Here is a 17,555-nt window from a genome sequence, read left to right as displayed (position 1 = left end):
TCAGCGATCGATGCGGGTGATCTTGGAGCCCTCGAGCGTCAGGTTGTACATCAGGCCTTTCTGGTCGAGGATGAAGCCGATCACCGGCTTTTTGATCTGATTGGTGTCGACCGAACCGCCCACGCCGACCGTGACGAGCGCAACCGATCCATCGACGCCGACCTTCCAGCCGTGCTTGCGGCGGAAGCTTCCCAGCGCCTCTTCGGTCATGAATAGAATGATGACCGTGCGCGCCTGAACGCCGAGCTGAAAGCCGAACGAAGCCGAGACGGTATTGTAATAGCCTTCGGTATGGCCACGCCGGCGCAGAGCGCCCTCGCCATACTCGCCACCGATGCCCATTCCGGCCTTCACGACGGAAGGAAACACCAGCACAGCCGCGGCATCGCGCACGAGTTCGCGCGCGCCGCCCACGGTGCGATAGAAATGCCCCAGCGCGTTGTCGACATCGGCGTCGATTTCATAGGCAGACGCGGCGTTGGCGCCGCGCGCCGCGCCGAACAGCAAGGCGATCGCGAGCAGCACGTTGAGGATGGTTGCTTTCGGCGACATCGGAAAATTCCCCCAAGGACAGCAGGTTGCGACGCGACTCATCGGAGCTGCATCATCTACTGCAACCATGCATCGAAAACCATGGAGCGAATGTGGCGTCAGCACCTCAGCGTGGCGCTTTGGCAAACCCGTCCGTTCCCCAGGGCCTGCTCAGCAGAACAGGCAGGCGCTGCACATGGTGGCGGCTTCCGAGATATGGGCATCGAGAATCCGCGTATATTCCGCGAGTTTCGGCTTTTGCGCTTCGCACAACGTCTTCTTCTTCTCGGGATCGGCGAAGGCCTCCTCCCAGGCTTTGACGTAGGTCGATTTTTTCGCGCGGAAGACCGCCGCGACCTTGCGCAGCGACGAAACCTCGACGCACGGCGCCACCGCGACCCACGTGCGTCTCTGAAGATTGAGCTTCTTGCCGCAGAAATCGAGCAGCGCATCGACGGTCGCGTATTCGTCGACGCGGCGCCAAAGCGTCTCGCGCTCGGTCTTGCTGATGCTGTTCAGGCCGAGCTTCACCTCGACGAGACCCGCTTCGCCGCTTTCGGCCGTACGTGTCAGGCCGACTGCCGCCACCAGCGCCGCAACGACGAACCCCAGCGTCGCGCGCTTCATCCCCGCCTGTCCGAGACCCAGCATGCTCGTTCCCACACCCTCGTCCGTTTTCGCCAGAAGACTATGACCGGGCGCGACGATTTCGCAAGCCTCTCGCGCGGCCACTCAGCGCGGGCAAAATGGATTGATATCCAAGCATAAAAAAGGCCGGCCTCCGGAGTGGAGGGCCGACCCTGACCGGCATCGGGCCGGGATTGGACGCTCGAATCTCAGAAGTTGGGACGGGCCTCAACCTCGCACTCGGTCTTGCGGCCGCGCTCGGTCTCGCACGCGATCCGCTTCTCGGTCGCGGTGCGCCACAGCGGCGTGCGTCCGGTCTCTTCGCGCACTTCGCGCTTCCAATCCGCAATCGCGGCCGAAACGGCGGCATCGCGCGCCACGGGGCCGATGCCCGCAACTTCAGCTTCTCCGCCTTCGCGGTCTGCGCGGTGGCCGGCGAAAGCCGACGTGGCGACCGTGAGGGCGAGGCCGGTGACTGCAAGCGCGGCAAGGCCGGCGCGGAACGTGCTGCTCATTTGGGGGGATCTCCTGGACTTTGAACTCGAAACTTCGAACCGTTTGCCCGCGCGTTAGCGGCGCCGAGCGAGGGCGTGTATGCCGCTCAGGATCGAAACGAGCTGTTTCCCAGGGAACAGGCTGCGCGCCCCGCGCTTACACGATTTCGAGGATTTCGACCTCGCCAGCGCCGGCCACCGCAGTGTCGCCGAGCGATTTTCCGAGCAGCGCACGTGCCAGCGGCGACACGTACGAAACCGTGCCTTTCGACGGATCGGCCTCGTCCTCGCCGACGATGCGATAGGTCTGGCGGCGCCCGTCGGCGCGCAGCAGCGTCACGCGCGATCCAAAACGGACTTCGCCGCCATCCTTAGGTATTTCGACGAGCTCGGCGGTCGCGCGCCGCTGGGACCAATACCGTAGATCTCGCGCGGCATGGTTCAGCGCAGCGCGATCACCCGCGCTCTGCGCTTCCGCATAAGCCTGCTGCAGGCGCGAAACCTCGGCCTCGATGTGAGCGAGCCCCTGCTCGGTCACGAGGTTCGGATGATCCGACACGAGGCGCTCGGGAAGCTCATCGAAAGCTTCGAGGCCATCAGGTTCTTTGACGAATGCTCTGCTCATGGGCCTAATATAGTCCGTGTATCGATAAAAAACATGGGGAGCGCTCGAGGATGCAGCAAGCTCAGAAGGAGATCATCGTTACGACCGACGGGCAAGGTCTCTACGAAATCAGCGAAGAGGTCCGCCGTTTTGCCAAGGATGCCGGCATCAGAACGGGCCAGCTCACGGCCTATTGCCGACACACGTCGGCTTCGCTCGTCATTCAGGAAAATGCAGATCCGGACGTCCGGCGCGATCTCATCGCGTTCTTCCAGCGCCTGGTTCCCGATGGCGATCCGCTGTTCGTGCATACGCTCGAAGGCGACGACGACATGCCCGCACACGTCAAAAGCGCGCTGACGCAAACCTCGATCACGATTCCAATCATGGAAGAAAAACTTGCACTTGGGACGTGGCAGGGGCTCTATCTCTTCGAGCATCGCAACCAACCGCATGCACGCAAGATCGTGTTGCATGTGATTGGCGCGTGACGCTCGCACTCATCTCTCATTTCGTGTTCGCTTTTCGACAGGAGGTCTTTATGGCGAAGAACAAGGAAGCGGGCGACGATCGCCGCGTTGGTGCGGTGAAGAAGCGCTCGCAGATCAAAAACAAGCTGACGGGAACCTGGACGAAGCGGGACGACAAGAGCGGCAAGTTCCTGGACGTGAAGGCCGACAAGAAGCCGTTCAAGGGCGTGCGCAAGAAGGTCAAGGCAGCCGTTAAGCCTGCGGCCAAGAAGACCGCGGCGAAAAAAGCCGTCGCAAAGAAGCCCGCCAAGAAGGTCGTGAAGCGGGTGGTCCGGAAGGCGCCTGCCAAGACGGCGGCCAAGAAGCGCTGATAACGCGCCCGCATCGTTAACGTTTTTCTCGATTAGACCAGCAGGCCGGCGGATAATCCTTCGCGATGCTCTTTGTCGCGCAGCGATTTTCCGCCGCCCCTTTGAGTAGGCGGGCGCAACCTGCTAATAGGGCCTCCAAATTCACATCATGGAGGCTCTCATGAGCGACGCCGAAAGCCAGAAGCGCATCGAAACCGCCCAACTGATCCGCAGCTATTACGAAGCATTCAACGCCGGCAAAACCGACGCCATGCTGGGCTTCCTCACCGACGACGTGATCCACGACGTCAACCAGGGCGAGCGTCGCGTCGGCATCGAGAAGTTCCGCGCCTTCAACGCGCGTATGACCCACCACTACAAGGAGCTTCTGACCGAGATCGTCGTGCTCGTCTCCAAGGATGGCACGCGCGCGGCTGCCGAATTCAACGTCAACGGCACCTACCTCAACTCCGACTCCGACCTGCCGGCTGCCAAGGGCCAGACCTACGTGCTGCCCGCCGGCACCTTCTTCGCCATCCGCGACGGCAAGATCGCGCGCGTCACCACCTACTACAACCTCACCGACTGGATCGCGCAGGTGGCATAAGCCGCTCACGGCTGCTGTTCCGTTCGCTTCGCGAACGGGCAGCCTCCGCGAGGGCGCGACACAAGTCGCGGGTCGCGTCCAAGCGAAGCTTGGCTCCGCCAAGACGCTCCCGGCCCCTGCGAGGCAAATTCGCTGAGAAAAAGGACTTCGGGATGAGCATCGACGTGCGCGCCCTCACCGGCGACGACATCAAGGCCGTGCTGGCGGATCTCGCGCGGCTTCGCATCACCGTGTTCCGCGACTGGCCGTACCTCTATGACGGCACGCTCGAATACGAGGAGGAGTACCTCGCCAAGTTCGCGGCTGCGAAAGGCGCGGTGTGCGTCGTCGCGCGCGACGGCGATCTCGTGGTCGGCGCCTCCACCGGCGCGCCGATGGTCGAGCACGCGGACGAGTTCGGCGAACCGTTTCGCAACGCCGGCTACGATCTCTCGAAGATCTTCTACTGCGGCGAGAGCGTACTGCTCAAAAGCCATCGCGGGCATCGGCTCGGGCACACGTTCTTCGAGCTTCGAGAGGCGCAGGCACACGCGCTCGGCGGGTTCACGCATTCGACGTTCTGTCGCGTGGTGCGCCCGGATAATCATCCGCTCAAACCGGCCGACTACATCCCGCTTGATGCGTTCTGGACCAAGCGCGGCTATGCGCCTGTGCCCGGCCTCACCGCCACCTACGACTGGAAGGATGTCGACCAGCCGGACGAAACCACCCACACCATGCAGTTCTGGATGAAAGCACTCTGATGGCGCTTCCGCAGGTTCTCAAAGTCGCTTCGGCCCAGTATCCGATCGGGCAGCCCGCCTCGCTCGCCGAGTGGGAAGCCAAGATCGCGTCCTGGGTGGCCGAGGGCGCTGCAACGGGCGCCGAGCTGCTGGTGTTTCCGGAATACGCCGCGATCGAGCAAGCGGCCTGCTTTGGGCCCGAAGTCTACAACGATCTCACGACGACGCTCGAGCGCGTCGCGGAGCTTGCGCCGTCGCGCGTCGCGCACCATGCCGCGCTCGCGAAAAAGCATGGCGTGCATATTCTTGTCGGCTCCGGCCCCGCGAAGCACGCGGACGGCCGCTTCGTCAACGCGACGCAGCTCGTCACGCCCTCGGGGCTCGTCGGCGTGCAGGAAAAGCTGATCATGACGCCGTTCGAGCACGGCTGGGGCGTGACCGCCGGCAGTCCGCTGCGCGTGTTCGAGACCGCGCTCGGCAAAATTGCGATCCTGATCTGCTACGACAGCGAGTTTCCGCTGCTTGCCCGCGCTGCCGTCGAAGCTGGCGCCGACGCGATCCTGGTGCCGTCGTGCACCGAGCGCGTCTCGGGCTATCATCGCGTGCGGACCGGCTCGCAAGCGCGCGCGCTCGAAAACACCATCGTCACCGTGCAAAGCCCGACCGTCGGCGATGCGCCGTGGTCTCCGGCCGTCGATTTCAACGTCGGCGCGGCCGGCATCTACGTGCCGCCAGAACAAGGTGTCAGCGACACCGGCGTTATCGCGGAAGGCACGCTCAATCATCCGATGTGGGTTTATGCGGCCGTCGATCTCGCGGCCTTGCGCCGCCTGCGGACCAGTGGCGAGATGCGCAACTTCGGCGACTGGCCAGCCCAGCCCGGCGCCGAGCCGCTGAAGCATACGGTCGAGAGCGTGAAGCTTATCTGAGGCGCAGCAGTTCGCTTGCGAATGGGCCGTTCAGGCGGCTTCGGACAGCTGCACGCCTGACCGCTTCCCGGCCTTGACCTTGTACATGGCGAGGTCGGCCTGATGCATGACCGCCTCGGCCGTGCCGCCATCCTGCGGGTAAAGGGCGACGCCCACCGAAACGCCGACCGGATGCGTGCGCCCGCCGGCGGCGATTTCATTGCCGAGCGCGGACACGAAACGCTCGCCTATCGCGAGAGCGCTCGCCCGATCGCCGAGATCGCAGGCGAGAACCGCGAATTCGTCCCCGCCGAGCCGCGCCACCAGATCCTCCTGGCGCGCGGCGGCGCGAAAGCGCTTTGCGACACCCTGGAGAACCGCGTCGCCGACGGCATGTCCGTGTTCGTCGTTCACACGCTTGAAGCCGTTGAGATCCAGAAGATAGAAGGCGTGCATGCGGCCCTCTACCGGCGGCTGAACGATTGCCCGCTCGACGGCAGCTTCGAGTGCGCGCCGATTGGGTAGGCCCGTCAATGCATCTTGCATCGCGAGTGCGCGGGCGGCTTCCGCCTCGTACGCCGCTCGCATCTCACGCTCCCGGTCGCTCTGCGCCTCCTTCATGCGACGGGACGCAAATACCCCGAGACCGATCGCAAGCAACACCGACAGGAGAAAGATCTCCTCTATGCGGATGCGGCGCTGACGCTCCGTGAGCTGATCCCAGAAGACGACGATTTCATATTCGAGGGCCAGCAAAAGGCTGACCACCATCGCAATGCCGAGGAGCGTCGCGTCGAATGCGCTGGTCCAAGGGTTCTGTCGGACCGCCGAGGCTAGCGAACCCATCGTGTTCATCCTCATCTCCGCAGCCGAGCCGCAAGATGGGAGATCTATCGGAGAAAAGATAAGATTGTTTTGACAACTGATTGCGCACTACCCCTTCAAATCCCTAGGGAATGCGCTCGGGGCGGGGCAAAAATCTTTCGAACTCTGTTCAAGAATAGGGAGAGGCTCGTGGCCTCTCCCCGTGCTTCAATCCGTGGCTATTTCAGCTTCCAGGTAACGGATACGCGGGCTTCGAGCGTTTCGGTGCCCGCTTCGACCGGCGCGAAATCGGCCTTTTCCGCGCGGGCCGCCATCATCGGACGCGGGCCACCGTATCCTGTCTCTTCGGAGATCTGGACGACGTCACCCACCTCGGCGCCGGCGGCAGTCGCCAGCAGCTCGGCGCGGCGGCGGGCGTTGGCGACGGCGTCCTTGCGGGCGTCGTCCTTCAGCGTCTCGGCCTTGCTGACCACGAAGCTCAGGCCGTTGATTTGGTTGGCACCAAGGCTGACAAGCTTGTCGAGCAGCCCACCAAGCGCCTTCAGATCGCGCACCAGGACCTCGACCTGGTTCGACACGCTATAGCCATCGATGACGGGCGCCGTGCCATCCTTCGGGGACGTATAGCGCGGGCTGACGTTGAAATTGCTGGTCTGGATGTCCTTGGCGTCGATGCCGCTTTCCTTCAATCCGGCGACGACCGCCTTCATCTTCTCGGTGTTGGCAGCAAGCGCGGCCTGAGCGGTCTCGGCCTCAGCGGTCACGCCGGACGACAGGCGCGCCTGATCGGGCTCGGCATAGGCGTAGCCCGTGGCGGAGACGGTGATCAGGCGGTCCATCGGCTTTTCCTCGGCGCGGAGCGGGGCGGCAATTGCTACAAGAAATGAAGCGGCGAGAAGGGCAGCCGCGGGCTGAATGATCGTCATTGGTCGCATAAATTCCTCCTGTTAGGCGCCTTGAGATAGTGCACGTTCGGGGAGGAAAGAAGGCTTGCGCAGGCCAAGATCGCGGCGCCTCATTCGGCTGGTGCGGGCCGCGAACTCTGCTATAGAGCTGCGGAGGTGCTCCCCGCTTGCCGGCGGCTGGCTGCGCCTCAACTCCGGGTGATGCCGTGCGCTCCCCTCCTCGGGTTCGATCCTTGGGAAGGATTTGTGCGCAACGAGCCCGCCCCGGGGCCCGTAGCTCAATGGTTAGAGCTGGCGGCTCATAACCGCCTGGTTCCAGGTTCGAGTCCTGGCGGGCCCACCAATGTTTTCAATGACTTGTGTTTTTCCGACCGCGTCGGCGGTCCATTGGTGGTCCCCAATTTGCGTTCATACGGGCAAATTTTGGGCGATGGCCAGAGCGGAGCTGCTAGCGGGAGAAGTGCCGTCATCGAGCTCTTCCAATCTGCCGCCATTTGCTCCTCCTCGGGCGCAGAGCATTACCACACTCCCAGTGTCCCACCCATCGACGCGATGCCGAGAAAGCGGAAGTCGGCCGAACGGCTCCAGAAGATCAAGTTTGCTCGACCAATGCCGTCTGCTTCAAATTCGAGAGCGGAGCTCCGACATCAGACGCGCGCTCCGGTCGCGCGCGCCTGTTCTGGAAGGGTCGACTTTAAGCTCGACCGCGCTCACGCGGCCTTTTCCTTGACGTGAATCTCGCCGACCTTGGCTTTGCCGTCCTGACCGCGAACCCGCATCTTCGGCGCACGTTCCTTGAACACGGTCTTGGTCAGCTGTTCCATGAGGCCGCCGAGGATCTTCGGCTCGCCCACGGTGTGGATGATCCACGGGATATCGCCCGAGCGCCATTCGCCGGGAGCAAGCCGGATCGGTCCCGTCTCCTGGCCCGACAGGCGCTGATCGATCTCTGACGAGACCACAGCCCACAAGATGGCGCCAACAGGAAGCACCTGCCCGTTGGTTTTCGACTGCGCCTCGGCGAGTGCGAATTGACCCAGCCGGACGGCCGGTGCGACCAGCCAGTCGAGATCGCGCAGCGCGTAATGCTGTTCAGCCGGTGACTGGCTCATCAGCAGCACGATCTCGCCGAACGATGCCGCCATCCGCTTCGACGCGGCTGCGCGCTTTTTGGCTTCGTCCGCGTCGAGCGTCACGGGCGCGGCCAGATCCTCATTATCCGGTGTCTTGTCTCGCGCCGAAATCTCGACGGCGCCTGCTGCTCCGTTCTTGTGCACGGCGGTTTCCGTCTGCTTGCTCTCTGCTTCGTCCTGGGACTTCTTGAAGAACATGCGGGGCGTCTCCTGAGAGCTTTGTTTTTTTGAAGGGGAGAAACGCCGGCCACGTTTTGCGCGGCCGGCGTAGGTTTGTCTCAGAGATAGAAGTCGCTCGAGCTCAGCGTTCCGACTTTGACGAGGATCTCGAAATCGGCGTGCTTGTCGCCGTTGACGTCACCCTGCACGATCACCTCGGATCCGAGATCGGAGAACCGCAGCTCTCCGCTCGCGCCGTGGAAGTCCTGGGTCCCGATCCACTTGAAGGCCTGATCGCCCTTCTTCGCCGGATTGGTGTCGAACGATGCGACGTCGATCTTGTCCTGTCCGCGCACGAAATCGAAGATGATGTCCCGCGCCGACCCGACAGCCGATTCCAGTGCGTCGTTGAAGTCGAAGCGATCGCGGCCTGCACCACCGTAGAGGTGGTCCGTACCGAGACCGCCAGCCAGGACGTCGTTGCCACTGTCGCCGTAGAGGGTGTCGTTGCCGACCTCGCCATAGAGCGTGTCGTTCCCGGTGCCGCCGAACAGGAAATCCAGTCCGTCGCCGCCATAGAGCGTGTCGTTGCCGCTCTCGCCAAGGAGCGTATCGTTGCCACCGTGGCCGTAGAGCTTGTCATTGCCCGATCCGCCCTTGAGCACGTTGGCGGCATTGTTGCCGTTGATCACGTTGTTGTAGGAGTTGCCGGTGCCGTTAATGGCGCCATCACCCGTCAACGTGAGATTCTCCACGTTGCTGCCAAGGCTGTAGTTGACCGAGCTCAGCACCTTGTCCGTGCCCTGGCTGCGGGATTCGATCACCTTGTCGTCGATGCTGTCGACGACGTAGATGTCGTTGCCCTTGCCGCCCCTCATGGTATCGGCGCCGCCGTGGCCGTCGATCCAGTCGTTGCCGGACGTGCCTGAGAGCGTTTGGCTCGCCTCCGTACCGTGGATCATCTTCAAACCCTGCACGTCGGCAACCGCGAGCCGAAAGGTGGCGCTGGTTGCGTCGGGCGAGCCCGGCAGCGCGTCGTCATCCACCGCGACCGCCACCTCGAGACTTGCGGCCTGCGCCGCGTTGAGCGCAGCGCCCGCCTTGAGGAACAGAGCGAGCCCGACGATCTCGAAGAGAGCCCGGTCGCGTCCGACGAGCGACAGGCGGTTGGTTCCCAACCCGTCGTCGGTCAGCACGATGTCCGCCACCTTGACGCGCGAGGCGGTCGAGGTGTTCTCCGCAATTGACAGGAGCGTGTTGGCGAGCGACACCGTCGGCGCGGTGTTCTCATCGAAATCGGTGACGGCGATCGACAGCACCTGGTCGAGCGACAGACCCGAGCTATCCGTCACCTGCACCGTAACCGTGTGCGATGTTGCGGCTTCGTAATCGAGGCCTGTCGGATCCTTCACGACCAGCTTGTTACCGTCGACGATCTCGAACCGGCCGCCAGCATCGTCAAGCAGCGCGAACGTGAAGGTATCGCCGCTGTTGGGATCGACAGCCGATAGCTCCGCCACCAATGTGCCGGCAGCGCTGTTCTCGGCAATCGACGCATCATCCGGCAAGATATCGGTCGGCGCTTCCAGAAGTTCGAAGTCGATGTTGTAGAGGCCGTTATCGAAACGCAGGAGCTCAATATTGCGAAGCGTATCCGATGACCCGTCTGGACCCGCGACCGTGTAGCTCCCATCTCCGTTGTCGCTAATGGCGTAATCGCTCGAAAGGCCCGAGAAGATGGCAGTGTCCCTCCCGCCGCCGCCGTCGAGCAGATCATTGCCGCCGGCTCCGCCCGCGAGCGTGTCATCTCCGACATTGCCAGTGAGTGCATCATCACCCATGCCACCGGTGAACGTCACGGCCGACGTCGTCTGCGCCGACGCCTTCACCGCGCCGACCGCGCCCGTCGTCGTTACGCCTGAAGCGTCGAGCGTCACGACGTTGCCAATGTCCGTGCCGACAATCGTGAAATCCCAACCGGTGTCACCCGAAAGCGTAATTGTCGTAGCGTCGTCGAAGACGAGCACCTGGTTGAAGGGATCGGTCGGCTCGGACGCTGGGAATGAACCATCCGGCGTAATTAGTTCCTGATCAATTGCGTCAGTGCCGATATTGACCGAGGTCGCTCCACGGACATGAATCGTCCCGGCATCGGAGCCGTCGGAGTAAATGCCTACAAAGCCGAGCTTAAGCGTGCTTCCTTCCGCAACGTCGAGGTGCACCGTGCCAAAGTTGTTACCAAAGCTGCTGAACAGAGAATAAAAATTCCCTTCGTAGCTGGTGGGCGTGGCAAGGCTAATGCTCCGCAAGATGACCTCGGCGCCATCTTCCAAGCCGATGATGGTATTGTCCCCTGTTGCCGCATCAGCGCCGGTAACAACGACCCTCTGAATGTTGTCGAAGCGGGCAACATCGACCGTCTGCCCAGTAAGTACCGGCATGTCGAGCTGGATGGTCTCGAACTGACTGATGTACGCGCTGATGTCACCGATCGCCGCAGCCACGCCGAAGGACATCCGAATGACGTCGAGGTCGTTCTCAAAACCGAGCGTTTCGCCGGCATCGACGGTCCCCCCTTGGAAGGCATCCGTTCCGAGAATGCGGACCTCGTCGTCGCCGTCGTTCAGGGTCAGTACGCCCTTCAGTCCTCTGCCGGCATTGAGGAACTGATCATAGCCCTCAGTTCCATCATTCGACGCATTGACGGCGCCGAGATTTCCAAAACTGACGATTTCCTTTCCTCCGCCGATGAAGCGGAATTCTTCGCTGCCGCCCGCCGGCGCAAGGACGGAATCGTCCAAGGGAGTGTCGAGGTACAGGGTACCCCAGTTGCCGTCATTGATGACGACGCCGTTCTCATCCAGTACCGCCGAGGCATCGATCGTCGTGACGTTCGGAATGAACCACTTTATCTCTGCCGCATAGCTGCGCACGATGCGGACGCTTGTCGCTGATTCAAACGACAGATTGTAATCATTCACTGCCGCGCCGTTCATATGGTCTCGGTCGCCAAGACTGAGAACGATGCTTGTCGCGGTATTGTCGGTGATGCGCTGACCTTCGCCCAGTTCGATGCCAAGAGTGTCGATGCGCAGAGTGCGTTCACCGACTGCGGCGTCGATCGCCACAGATCCGACGAACGATTGCATCTCATCATCCGGACGCTTGACCATGTTGGCCAGCTCGATGTTCGTTAGCGCATCGGATTGGATCAGGACATTGCCGGTCACGCCATCCAGCGACACAAACTGGAGCCGATCTTCGGTGGCAGATTCATAACCGTGATCCGTTATGGTCACGTCGGACGCAGAATTGATCACCACGCCGATTTCGTAGCCGTTGATGTCGACCGTTACCGGATCTTTGATCAACCAATCATTCTCGATGACGAGCACTAGCGGATTTACATCCAGCTCAATGATCTGATCCTGGAACTCCAAGACCTCGATGTCGGCACGAACGACGTGAGTTTCGAACTCGCCGGATGCCAAGCCTGAAATTCGCTCAATCAGAATGCTGTCGCGATCGCCGTCAGCGAACCCGGTTATGCGGTAATCGTTGAAATTGCCTGCGAACGCCGCCACGTCATATCCGGCGTTGCCGACGATAAGGTTGTGTCCCAGGCCGCCATCGAGCCTGTCGTTGCCTGTCCCGCCATAGAGCTCGTCGTTGCCGTCGCCGCCGAACAGCTGATCGCTGTTGTTATCGCCGTACAGGAAATCGTCGCCGCCGTAGCCGTAGATGACGTCGTTACCGTTGCCGCCCGAAATAATATCCCCCAAAGCGCCCAGAATGACCCACGCCACGCCGTTGGCCTGATCGCTGCCGTGGAGGATGTCGTCGCCATTCTCGCCGCGGATCTCGTCGCCGAGCAGTGACGGCGAGCCTCCGCCCCAGATCTCATCATTACCGGTGCCGCCCCAGATCTTGTCGAACCCTGCGCCACCGTCGATAAAATCGTTACCGGCGCCGCCGCGGATCAGGTCGTTGCCGCCCCGACCAAAAATGGTGTCATTCGAGCTCTTACCGGCAATCGCATCGTCTCTTTCCGTCCCATAGATTGGTACGAGGCCGTCGCCGTAAACGACAGACGGATCGTGCGTGTCAACCGCGATGGCCGGCGAAATGGTGCGATCGGTAACGCTGGTAACAGCGCTATTGGAGGTGTCGACAATTAGGAAGTCGTTATACGAAAGGTCCGCGGGGCGATTCGATAGCGTCGCAAACTGGATCGCTGCTCCCAATCCGCCGCCGTCGATGTCGTAGAACAACGCACCGGATTCGGCGTCATAAACGATGCGGCTGAGAGCGGTCTCGGATCCGGTGCCGATGACATAAAACAGGTCCGCAGAGAGCGGGCCGAGGGACAGCGTCGAAAAGATCGAGCTGTCGAGCCAGATCGTATCGTCGATGTGGGAGAAGTCGGCGATGATATCGACGTTTGTCAGCGCATTGAGTGCGCGATCAAACAAGAATGCATCCGCACCCGTTCCGCCGGTCAGCCTGTCATTCCCTGCGCCGCCGGAAAGGACGTCTGCCCCGACCCCACCGTCGATGATGTCGTTGCCGCGCATGCCGTAAAGGCGGTTGTCGAGTGCGTTGCCGGTGATGCGGTCGTCCCCGTCGCCCGTGACGACGTTCTCAATGTCGGTGCCTGTGGCGATCTTCAGGAACGCAGCACCTCCCGTCGTCGAAGTTGCCCCAGCCGCGAGCTTCACATTCAGGTTCCCCGTCATGGCCGACATGTCGAGCCAATCGGTACCCCCATCGGCGTCGGAGAGTGTCAGGCGAGAGGAATCGCGCGCGAGCGTCGTGAATATTTCGTTGGTGTAGTGATAGACGTCACGCGTCAGGTCAGCGCTCGCGCCATCCGTGCCATTGAGCGACAGGGTTGCCGAGTTCAGCGTGCCGCTGTCTTCAGCCCAGTTGTCAGTAATGCGCAGGGTCCAATTCCCCGCGCCATTCTCGCCGCGGAAGGCGTTTGCGCCGAACCGAGCGATCCACTCCACGCCGTTCGCCGCCGTCGTGGAAACCTCCGGCGGAACATCAAGCGCGGAGACCACGGTTCCGTCGGGGGAAACCAATTCGATTACGAGGTCATAAAGTGAGGAATGGGTCAGATTGAGTTTGAGTTCGACAAACTCGACGAGGAAGTCGGTGTTCGAGAAGTCGAACTTAACCTCGGTCACCTTCTTGTCTGCGAGCGCGATCGCTGCGCCGGTCGATTGCTCCAGGGTCGTTTCGTTTGCGCTGGCCTTCGGACCGTCGAAGAGGTGCCAGACCTCGGCCATGCGCACCGCGTTGTATGCATCCACGGACCCGAAGCCGTAGTCGACGGAAAAGTGCAGGCCGCCGCCATTCCAGTTGTCAGCGCCATTGTAGAACCAGGCGTGTTCCTCGTTCGCCGTCGGGACGCCGCCAACCCCGCTCCCGACCTCGCGTGCTGAATAGGCAAGAACGTTTTGCACGTCCCGCCAGCCGAGGTTGGGATTTGCGCTCAGCATCAAGGCTACAACGCCAGATACGATCGGCGTTGCGCCCGATGTGCCGCCGAAACCGTCTGAACCAATGCTGGTGTAGTCACCACTGCCATAGCCGAAGCCACCGGTAACATCGGTCGTGACGAGACGGGCATTGACTCCAGTCGTCCCACTCGACGGCGCGGAAACAAGCAAGTTCGCGCCCCAGCTCGAATACCATGAAGCGTTACCGTCGTCGGCGTAGGCACCGACTATGATCGTCGCGCGGGTGACATCGAGCATGTCGCCATTCGAATCGCGGTTGTCGTTGCCTGCGGCCTTGACGATGATCGTTCCCAGGCCATCGCGACCCTCAACCACCGCTTCGAAATAGGCATCGAGGATCGCGTTATCGTCTGATTGAGAGGCTTGCGAATAGCTCGGGAACTTGCCCCAGCTGTTAGACGTGATGTCGAAGTTTTTGGTCTGGTGGACGGCCTGAAGAAATCCTTCGAAGTGTATATTTATATCCGCGGGTCCGTAGTTGAGCATTTCAACGCCGGTGATGGATGCGCTCCAGGCCACGCCGGTTGTACCAATGCCGTTATTGGCCGCAGCGATGAGGCCTGCGACCGCGGTACCGTGATCACCAGCCACCTGCGGAATTGTGACGCCGTCGACCTCGACCTCGAGGCTCGCATCGTAATTGTCGATCAAGTCGGGGTGGTTTGCCTGGGTGCCATTGTCATAGATGCCGACGTTCACCCCTGCGCCCGAGTACTCGTCCCAGATTGTTTGAATGTCGCCGAGCCACTCGAAGTGCCATTGGTCAGCAAACAGCGGGTCACCCGGGAAGTAGGTCGAACTGGAGTTGGGATCGGGAAGAAGACCGGTAAGCGGATCTGGAAGCGTCCGATACAGTGGGCCAATATGGTTGGTAATCGCCCAAGCGTCATCGTTCAGCGCCGAAGCGCTGTTGGCCGTAACAGAACTCATAAGGATCCTCCCCAGGACAAAAAACGTTCGCTGGTCCAGCCTCTTGCGGGCCGCTAAGCAGCCGCAGGTGTTTTTCCCTACCGCAGGACACTAATCAATTAGTAGACAATCAGCGATTGCACACACAATGAAGATTTTTTCCCGGAGCATTCGGGAAGCGGGGATTTTTCCCAAGATTACTTAGGAAATAATTCAAAAACATGCCGTGAGATCTTCCTGGCATGATCAAACCACCGGTGAAACTGACGTCGCCGTGATGAAGCAACCAGTTGCCCGAGCCTCCGCATTTGAAAACTGCGGAAATGTCAGTCTGCTTTTTCGCCCAAAGCAGATATGCGTCGCGGGACGGGCAGTAGCACAAGCACGATCACAGGTTACGTCCGCAAATGGGACGAACCTGTCAAAGACGACTTCAGCGGCGGTCCACAACCCGAAACTGAGCTGTTGGCGCTCAGCGCGCGCTTCGGCGGAACCACAAAAGTCTGATGTGCCTTCGAGGTTCGCGGCGGCTAGAATCGCCAGTCGACGCGGCCACTGAGCCCGTGGTCACCAATGTCGTCGGCGATCTTGCCCTGATACGAGAGCCCGAGCGTCATGTCGCCGTCGACTTTGAGCGAGAGACCCGCTTCGATGAGCGCGGCATCGCGCGCGATGGGCACGCCGGAGACGGTGAAGCCGGCGCTGCCGGTGTTGAACGCCAGCGCTGCATCCGCCGTCACGTCGTCGAAGGCATGCTGCCAGGCCGCCGAGGCATGTGGGATCACGACGACCCCGCCGATCAGCACTTCGGTGGCCGCGCGCACGCCGAGCGTGGAGTAGCTCGTATTGGCGTCGCTACCTCCCGAGGTTAGCGCAGCAAGGCCGCCCTTCTCGGTGAACCCGCCGGTATCGACACGCACATAAGCGAGGCCGGCGAACGGCTCGATTGCCGATTTACCGCCGATGATCGGGAGCGCGATCTCACCGAAGATCTGCCCTGTGTCGCCGTCGTACGAAGCCTTGGTGCGGTCGAGGAAGCCGGGGAACAGCACTGTACGGGCAGTATCGATGTCGTGCCACGTCCACACACCGCCGGCGCGCACGGCCAGGGCGCCGAGGCGCCCGCCAGCGTAGCCGCCCAGGTGATAGCTATCGACCTCGGCCGACGAGAGGCGCCCATCAACGCCGATGCTCGCCTGCGAGTAGCCGAGCGCAAAGCCCGTGCGCCAGCCGCCGCCGATGGCCGCATCGACGCCGGACACGAAGCCGCTCAGCGTGCGGTCGGCGCTGGCGGCCTTGCCGTCGCCGTCGAAGTTGCCCCACGAGCCGAAGCCTTGCGTCCAGAAGGCGAGGCCGGAGGCTAGCGGTGCCGCTGTGTGTTCTGAGGCCATGCCGAGGCCCATCATCGGTGCATCGCCCGAACCGGCGGCCACCGTGGTTGGCCCACCCGAGGCAAGCGCGGCAACGGTGCCGACGCCCCCGTCGCCGTGGGAGGCCTGCAGCAGGCGGGCGAGGATGGCATCGCGCGTGAGCCGACTCTGGTCGATAAGCAGCCCGGCGACGGAAGCATGGATTTCGCCGGACAGTGCATCGAAGGCCTGCTGCGCGCCCGCCGCGTTCTGGCCGAGCACGGCGAGGAACAGGGGATCGGACAACGGGAGTTGGTTGAGGGCCGCCGCCACCGCTTGCTGGTTGGGCGTCACGGCCACATCGATCAACGCTATGTCGTTGCGGATGAGCGTCAGCGCCACGTCGTTGCCGGTGCCGGCGGTGTAGCTCACGATCGGCGTCAGGAAGGCGAGATTGCTCGTTACGCCGGCGAACTCACCGACCACCGCGTCAGCTCCGTCGTTGTTGATGATGAGATAGCTCGTGATCGCCGCATAGGCGCCGGGGTCGGCGATCACATTGAGGATGGCGTTGGTCAGGCCCACGGTTCCGGCGACCACGATGAGGTCGCTCTGTCCGGCGGCGTTTGTCTCGATCTCGAGGACGGCGCCCGGCAGGAGCGCGTAATTGCCGTTGACCGTCTGCGCGCCGATGGAGTTGCCGGGCGCGTGTATGCCGCCGGCATTGACGGTGACGGCGCCGAGCATGCCGGTGCCCTTCAGCGTGCCTCCGTTGCCCACGGTGGTCAGGCTCGACGTCGCGATCGAGCCGTTGACCGCCAGCACGCCGTCGTTGACCATCGTCGTGCCGGTGAAAGTGTTGGTGCCGCTGAGGATGGTGGTGCCAGCGCCGTTCTTCTCCAGGCTCCAGGAGCCGGTACCGGAATAACCGGCGCAACCCGCGCCAGGCGTGCAGTTCGGACCGCCGCTGGCGTAGGTGCCGCTGCCGCCGGAGCCGGTCTGGTCGGCGATGGCGTCGGAAATGACCTGCTCTGAACCCAGGCCCGGCGCGAAGCTGAGCGTACCGTCACCTTGAAGGAACATGCCCGACCCGAAAGCGGAACCTACGTTGAGGCCGTCGCCGCCCGCCACGCTGCCGCCGTTAAGGGTTAGGTTGCCTTCCAGGATGAGGTTGCCGCCTTCCACCACGAAGATGGCGCCGCCCATGCCGCCGCCGCCGCCCGCGCGTATAGAAGCTGGGCCACCGCCGTCACCGCCGCCAAATCCGCCGCTGCCGCCAGCGCCACCGCCACCGCCGAAGCCGCCGTTTCCACCGCTGTTTCCACCGTAGCCGCCGCCACCGCCGAAGCCGCCCGCGCCTCCTGTCCTGCCGCCGCCAGCGCCGCCGCCGCCGCCGCCGAAGCCGCCCGCTCCGGCAACGATCCCTGCGCCGCCATC

Annotated in this window: 14 protein-coding genes and 1 tRNA gene; 6 read left to right on the top strand and 9 right to left on the bottom strand. The window is 62.4% G+C overall.

Going from position 1 to position 17,555, the window contains the following annotated elements; translation table 11 throughout:
• From RCO24_RS16235 to greA, 4 genes are all read right to left on the bottom strand, one after another.
• Entirely contained in the window at positions 1–552 is a 552-nt protein-coding gene (locus RCO24_RS16235; protein WP_308963587.1) for a YSC84-related protein, read from the bottom strand.
• Positions 553–702: 150 nt separating this feature from the next.
• Positions 703–1,182 carry a hypothetical protein gene (locus tag RCO24_RS16230; protein ID WP_308963585.1) on the bottom strand — a complete coding sequence of 160 codons (480 nt, stop codon included), beginning with the start codon at positions 1,180–1,182 and terminating at the stop codon, positions 703–705.
• Between the two features lie 185 nt (positions 1,183–1,367).
• Entirely contained in the window at positions 1,368–1,673 is a 306-nt protein-coding gene (locus tag RCO24_RS16225) for a hypothetical protein (protein WP_308963583.1), read from the bottom strand.
• A 136-nt stretch (positions 1,674–1,809) separates the two neighbouring features.
• On the bottom strand, positions 1,810–2,277 hold the full coding sequence (gene greA / locus RCO24_RS16220; protein ID WP_308963581.1) for a transcription elongation factor GreA: 468 nt from the start codon (positions 2,275–2,277) through the stop codon (positions 1,810–1,812).
• Between the two features lie 50 nt (positions 2,278–2,327).
• On the opposite strand from greA, the gene RCO24_RS16215 reads away from it, so the two are divergent.
• From RCO24_RS16215 to RCO24_RS16195, 5 genes are all read left to right on the top strand, one after another.
• The gene (locus RCO24_RS16215) at positions 2,328–2,747 is read left to right on the top strand and encodes a secondary thiamine-phosphate synthase enzyme YjbQ (RefSeq protein WP_308963580.1); all 420 of its coding nucleotides are present in this window, start codon (positions 2,328–2,330) and stop codon (positions 2,745–2,747) included.
• Positions 2,748–2,797: 50 nt separating this feature from the next.
• Positions 2,798–3,097: a hypothetical protein gene (locus RCO24_RS16210; protein WP_308963578.1), complete on the top strand. Its 300-nt coding sequence runs from the start codon at positions 2,798–2,800 to the stop codon at positions 3,095–3,097.
• Between the two features lie 160 nt (positions 3,098–3,257).
• Positions 3,258–3,683: a ketosteroid isomerase-related protein gene (locus tag RCO24_RS16205; RefSeq protein WP_308963576.1), complete on the top strand. Its 426-nt coding sequence runs from the start codon at positions 3,258–3,260 to the stop codon at positions 3,681–3,683.
• A gap of 152 nt (positions 3,684–3,835) precedes the next feature.
• Positions 3,836–4,426: a GNAT family N-acetyltransferase gene (locus tag RCO24_RS16200; RefSeq protein ID WP_308963575.1), complete on the top strand. Its 591-nt coding sequence runs from the start codon at positions 3,836–3,838 to the stop codon at positions 4,424–4,426.
• Positions 4,426–5,334: a carbon-nitrogen hydrolase family protein gene (locus tag RCO24_RS16195; protein ID WP_308963574.1), complete on the top strand. Its 909-nt coding sequence runs from the start codon at positions 4,426–4,428 to the stop codon at positions 5,332–5,334. Before RCO24_RS16200 ends, RCO24_RS16195 begins: the two co-directional genes overlap by 1 nt.
• Positions 5,335–5,364: 30 nt before the next feature.
• Here the strand turns inward: RCO24_RS16195 and RCO24_RS16190 are convergent, their stop codons facing one another.
• Together RCO24_RS16190 and RCO24_RS16185 are read right to left on the bottom strand one after the other, a co-directional pair.
• A complete protein-coding gene (locus tag RCO24_RS16190; RefSeq protein WP_308963572.1) occupies positions 5,365–6,159 on the bottom strand; it encodes a GGDEF domain-containing protein in 795 nt (264 codons plus the stop codon).
• A gap of 197 nt (positions 6,160–6,356) precedes the next feature.
• Positions 6,357–7,073, bottom strand: coding sequence for an SIMPL domain-containing protein (locus tag RCO24_RS16185; RefSeq protein WP_308963570.1), 717 nt, complete (start codon positions 7,071–7,073; stop codon positions 6,357–6,359).
• Positions 7,074–7,310: 237 nt separating this feature from the next.
• Here RCO24_RS16185 and RCO24_RS16180 point away from each other — a divergent pair.
• Positions 7,311–7,386, top strand: a tRNA-Ile gene (locus tag RCO24_RS16180).
• Between the two features lie 367 nt (positions 7,387–7,753).
• Here RCO24_RS16180 and RCO24_RS16175 read toward each other — a convergent pair.
• From RCO24_RS16175 to RCO24_RS16165, 3 genes are all read right to left on the bottom strand, one after another.
• Positions 7,754–8,374 carry a toxin-activating lysine-acyltransferase gene (locus tag RCO24_RS16175; protein WP_308963569.1) on the bottom strand — a complete coding sequence of 207 codons (621 nt, stop codon included), beginning with the start codon at positions 8,372–8,374 and terminating at the stop codon, positions 7,754–7,756.
• A gap of 80 nt (positions 8,375–8,454) precedes the next feature.
• Positions 8,455–14,790 (bottom strand): S8 family serine peptidase, encoded by a 6,336-nt coding sequence (locus RCO24_RS16170; RefSeq protein ID WP_308963568.1) that lies wholly within the window; start codon positions 14,788–14,790, stop codon positions 8,455–8,457.
• A gap of 509 nt (positions 14,791–15,299) precedes the next feature.
• The coding region (locus RCO24_RS16165) for an autotransporter domain-containing protein (protein ID WP_308963567.1) at positions 15,300–17,555 on the bottom strand (2,256 nt) is incomplete at its 5' end.

This window comes from Hyphomicrobium sp. LHD-15, from assembly GCF_031157355.1.
Taxonomy (GTDB): domain Bacteria; phylum Pseudomonadota; class Alphaproteobacteria; order Rhizobiales; family Hyphomicrobiaceae; genus Hyphomicrobium_C.
The sequence above is the reverse complement of the archived record's forward strand: the minus strand, read 5'-3'. Positions and strand labels throughout refer to the sequence as shown.

Excerpts from the sequence above, each read along its gene's own strand:
- RCO24_RS16235 (WP_308963587.1), bottom strand. The coding sequence starts at position 552 with ATGTCGCCGAAAGCAACCATCCTCAACGTGCTGCTCGCGATCGCCTTG.
- RCO24_RS16230 (WP_308963585.1), bottom strand. The coding sequence starts at position 1,182 with ATGCTGGGTCTCGGACAGGCGGGGATGAAGCGCGCGACGCTGGGGTTC.
- RCO24_RS16225 (WP_308963583.1), bottom strand. The coding sequence starts at position 1,673 with ATGAGCAGCACGTTCCGCGCCGGCCTTGCCGCGCTTGCAGTCACCGGC.
- greA (WP_308963581.1), bottom strand. The coding sequence starts at position 2,277 with ATGAGCAGAGCATTCGTCAAAGAACCTGATGGCCTCGAAGCTTTCGAT.
- RCO24_RS16215 (WP_308963580.1), top strand. The coding sequence starts at position 2,328 with ATGCAGCAAGCTCAGAAGGAGATCATCGTTACGACCGACGGGCAAGGT.
- RCO24_RS16210 (WP_308963578.1), top strand. The coding sequence starts at position 2,798 with ATGGCGAAGAACAAGGAAGCGGGCGACGATCGCCGCGTTGGTGCGGTG.
- RCO24_RS16205 (WP_308963576.1), top strand. The coding sequence starts at position 3,258 with ATGAGCGACGCCGAAAGCCAGAAGCGCATCGAAACCGCCCAACTGATC.
- RCO24_RS16200 (WP_308963575.1), top strand. The coding sequence starts at position 3,836 with ATGAGCATCGACGTGCGCGCCCTCACCGGCGACGACATCAAGGCCGTG.
- RCO24_RS16195 (WP_308963574.1), top strand. The coding sequence starts at position 4,426 with ATGGCGCTTCCGCAGGTTCTCAAAGTCGCTTCGGCCCAGTATCCGATC.
- RCO24_RS16190 (WP_308963572.1), bottom strand. The coding sequence starts at position 6,159 with ATGGGTTCGCTAGCCTCGGCGGTCCGACAGAACCCTTGGACCAGCGCA.
- RCO24_RS16185 (WP_308963570.1), bottom strand. The coding sequence starts at position 7,073 with ATGCGACCAATGACGATCATTCAGCCCGCGGCTGCCCTTCTCGCCGCT.
- RCO24_RS16175 (WP_308963569.1), bottom strand. The coding sequence starts at position 8,374 with ATGTTCTTCAAGAAGTCCCAGGACGAAGCAGAGAGCAAGCAGACGGAA.
- RCO24_RS16170 (WP_308963568.1), bottom strand. The coding sequence starts at position 14,790 with ATGAGTTCTGTTACGGCCAACAGCGCTTCGGCGCTGAACGATGACGCT.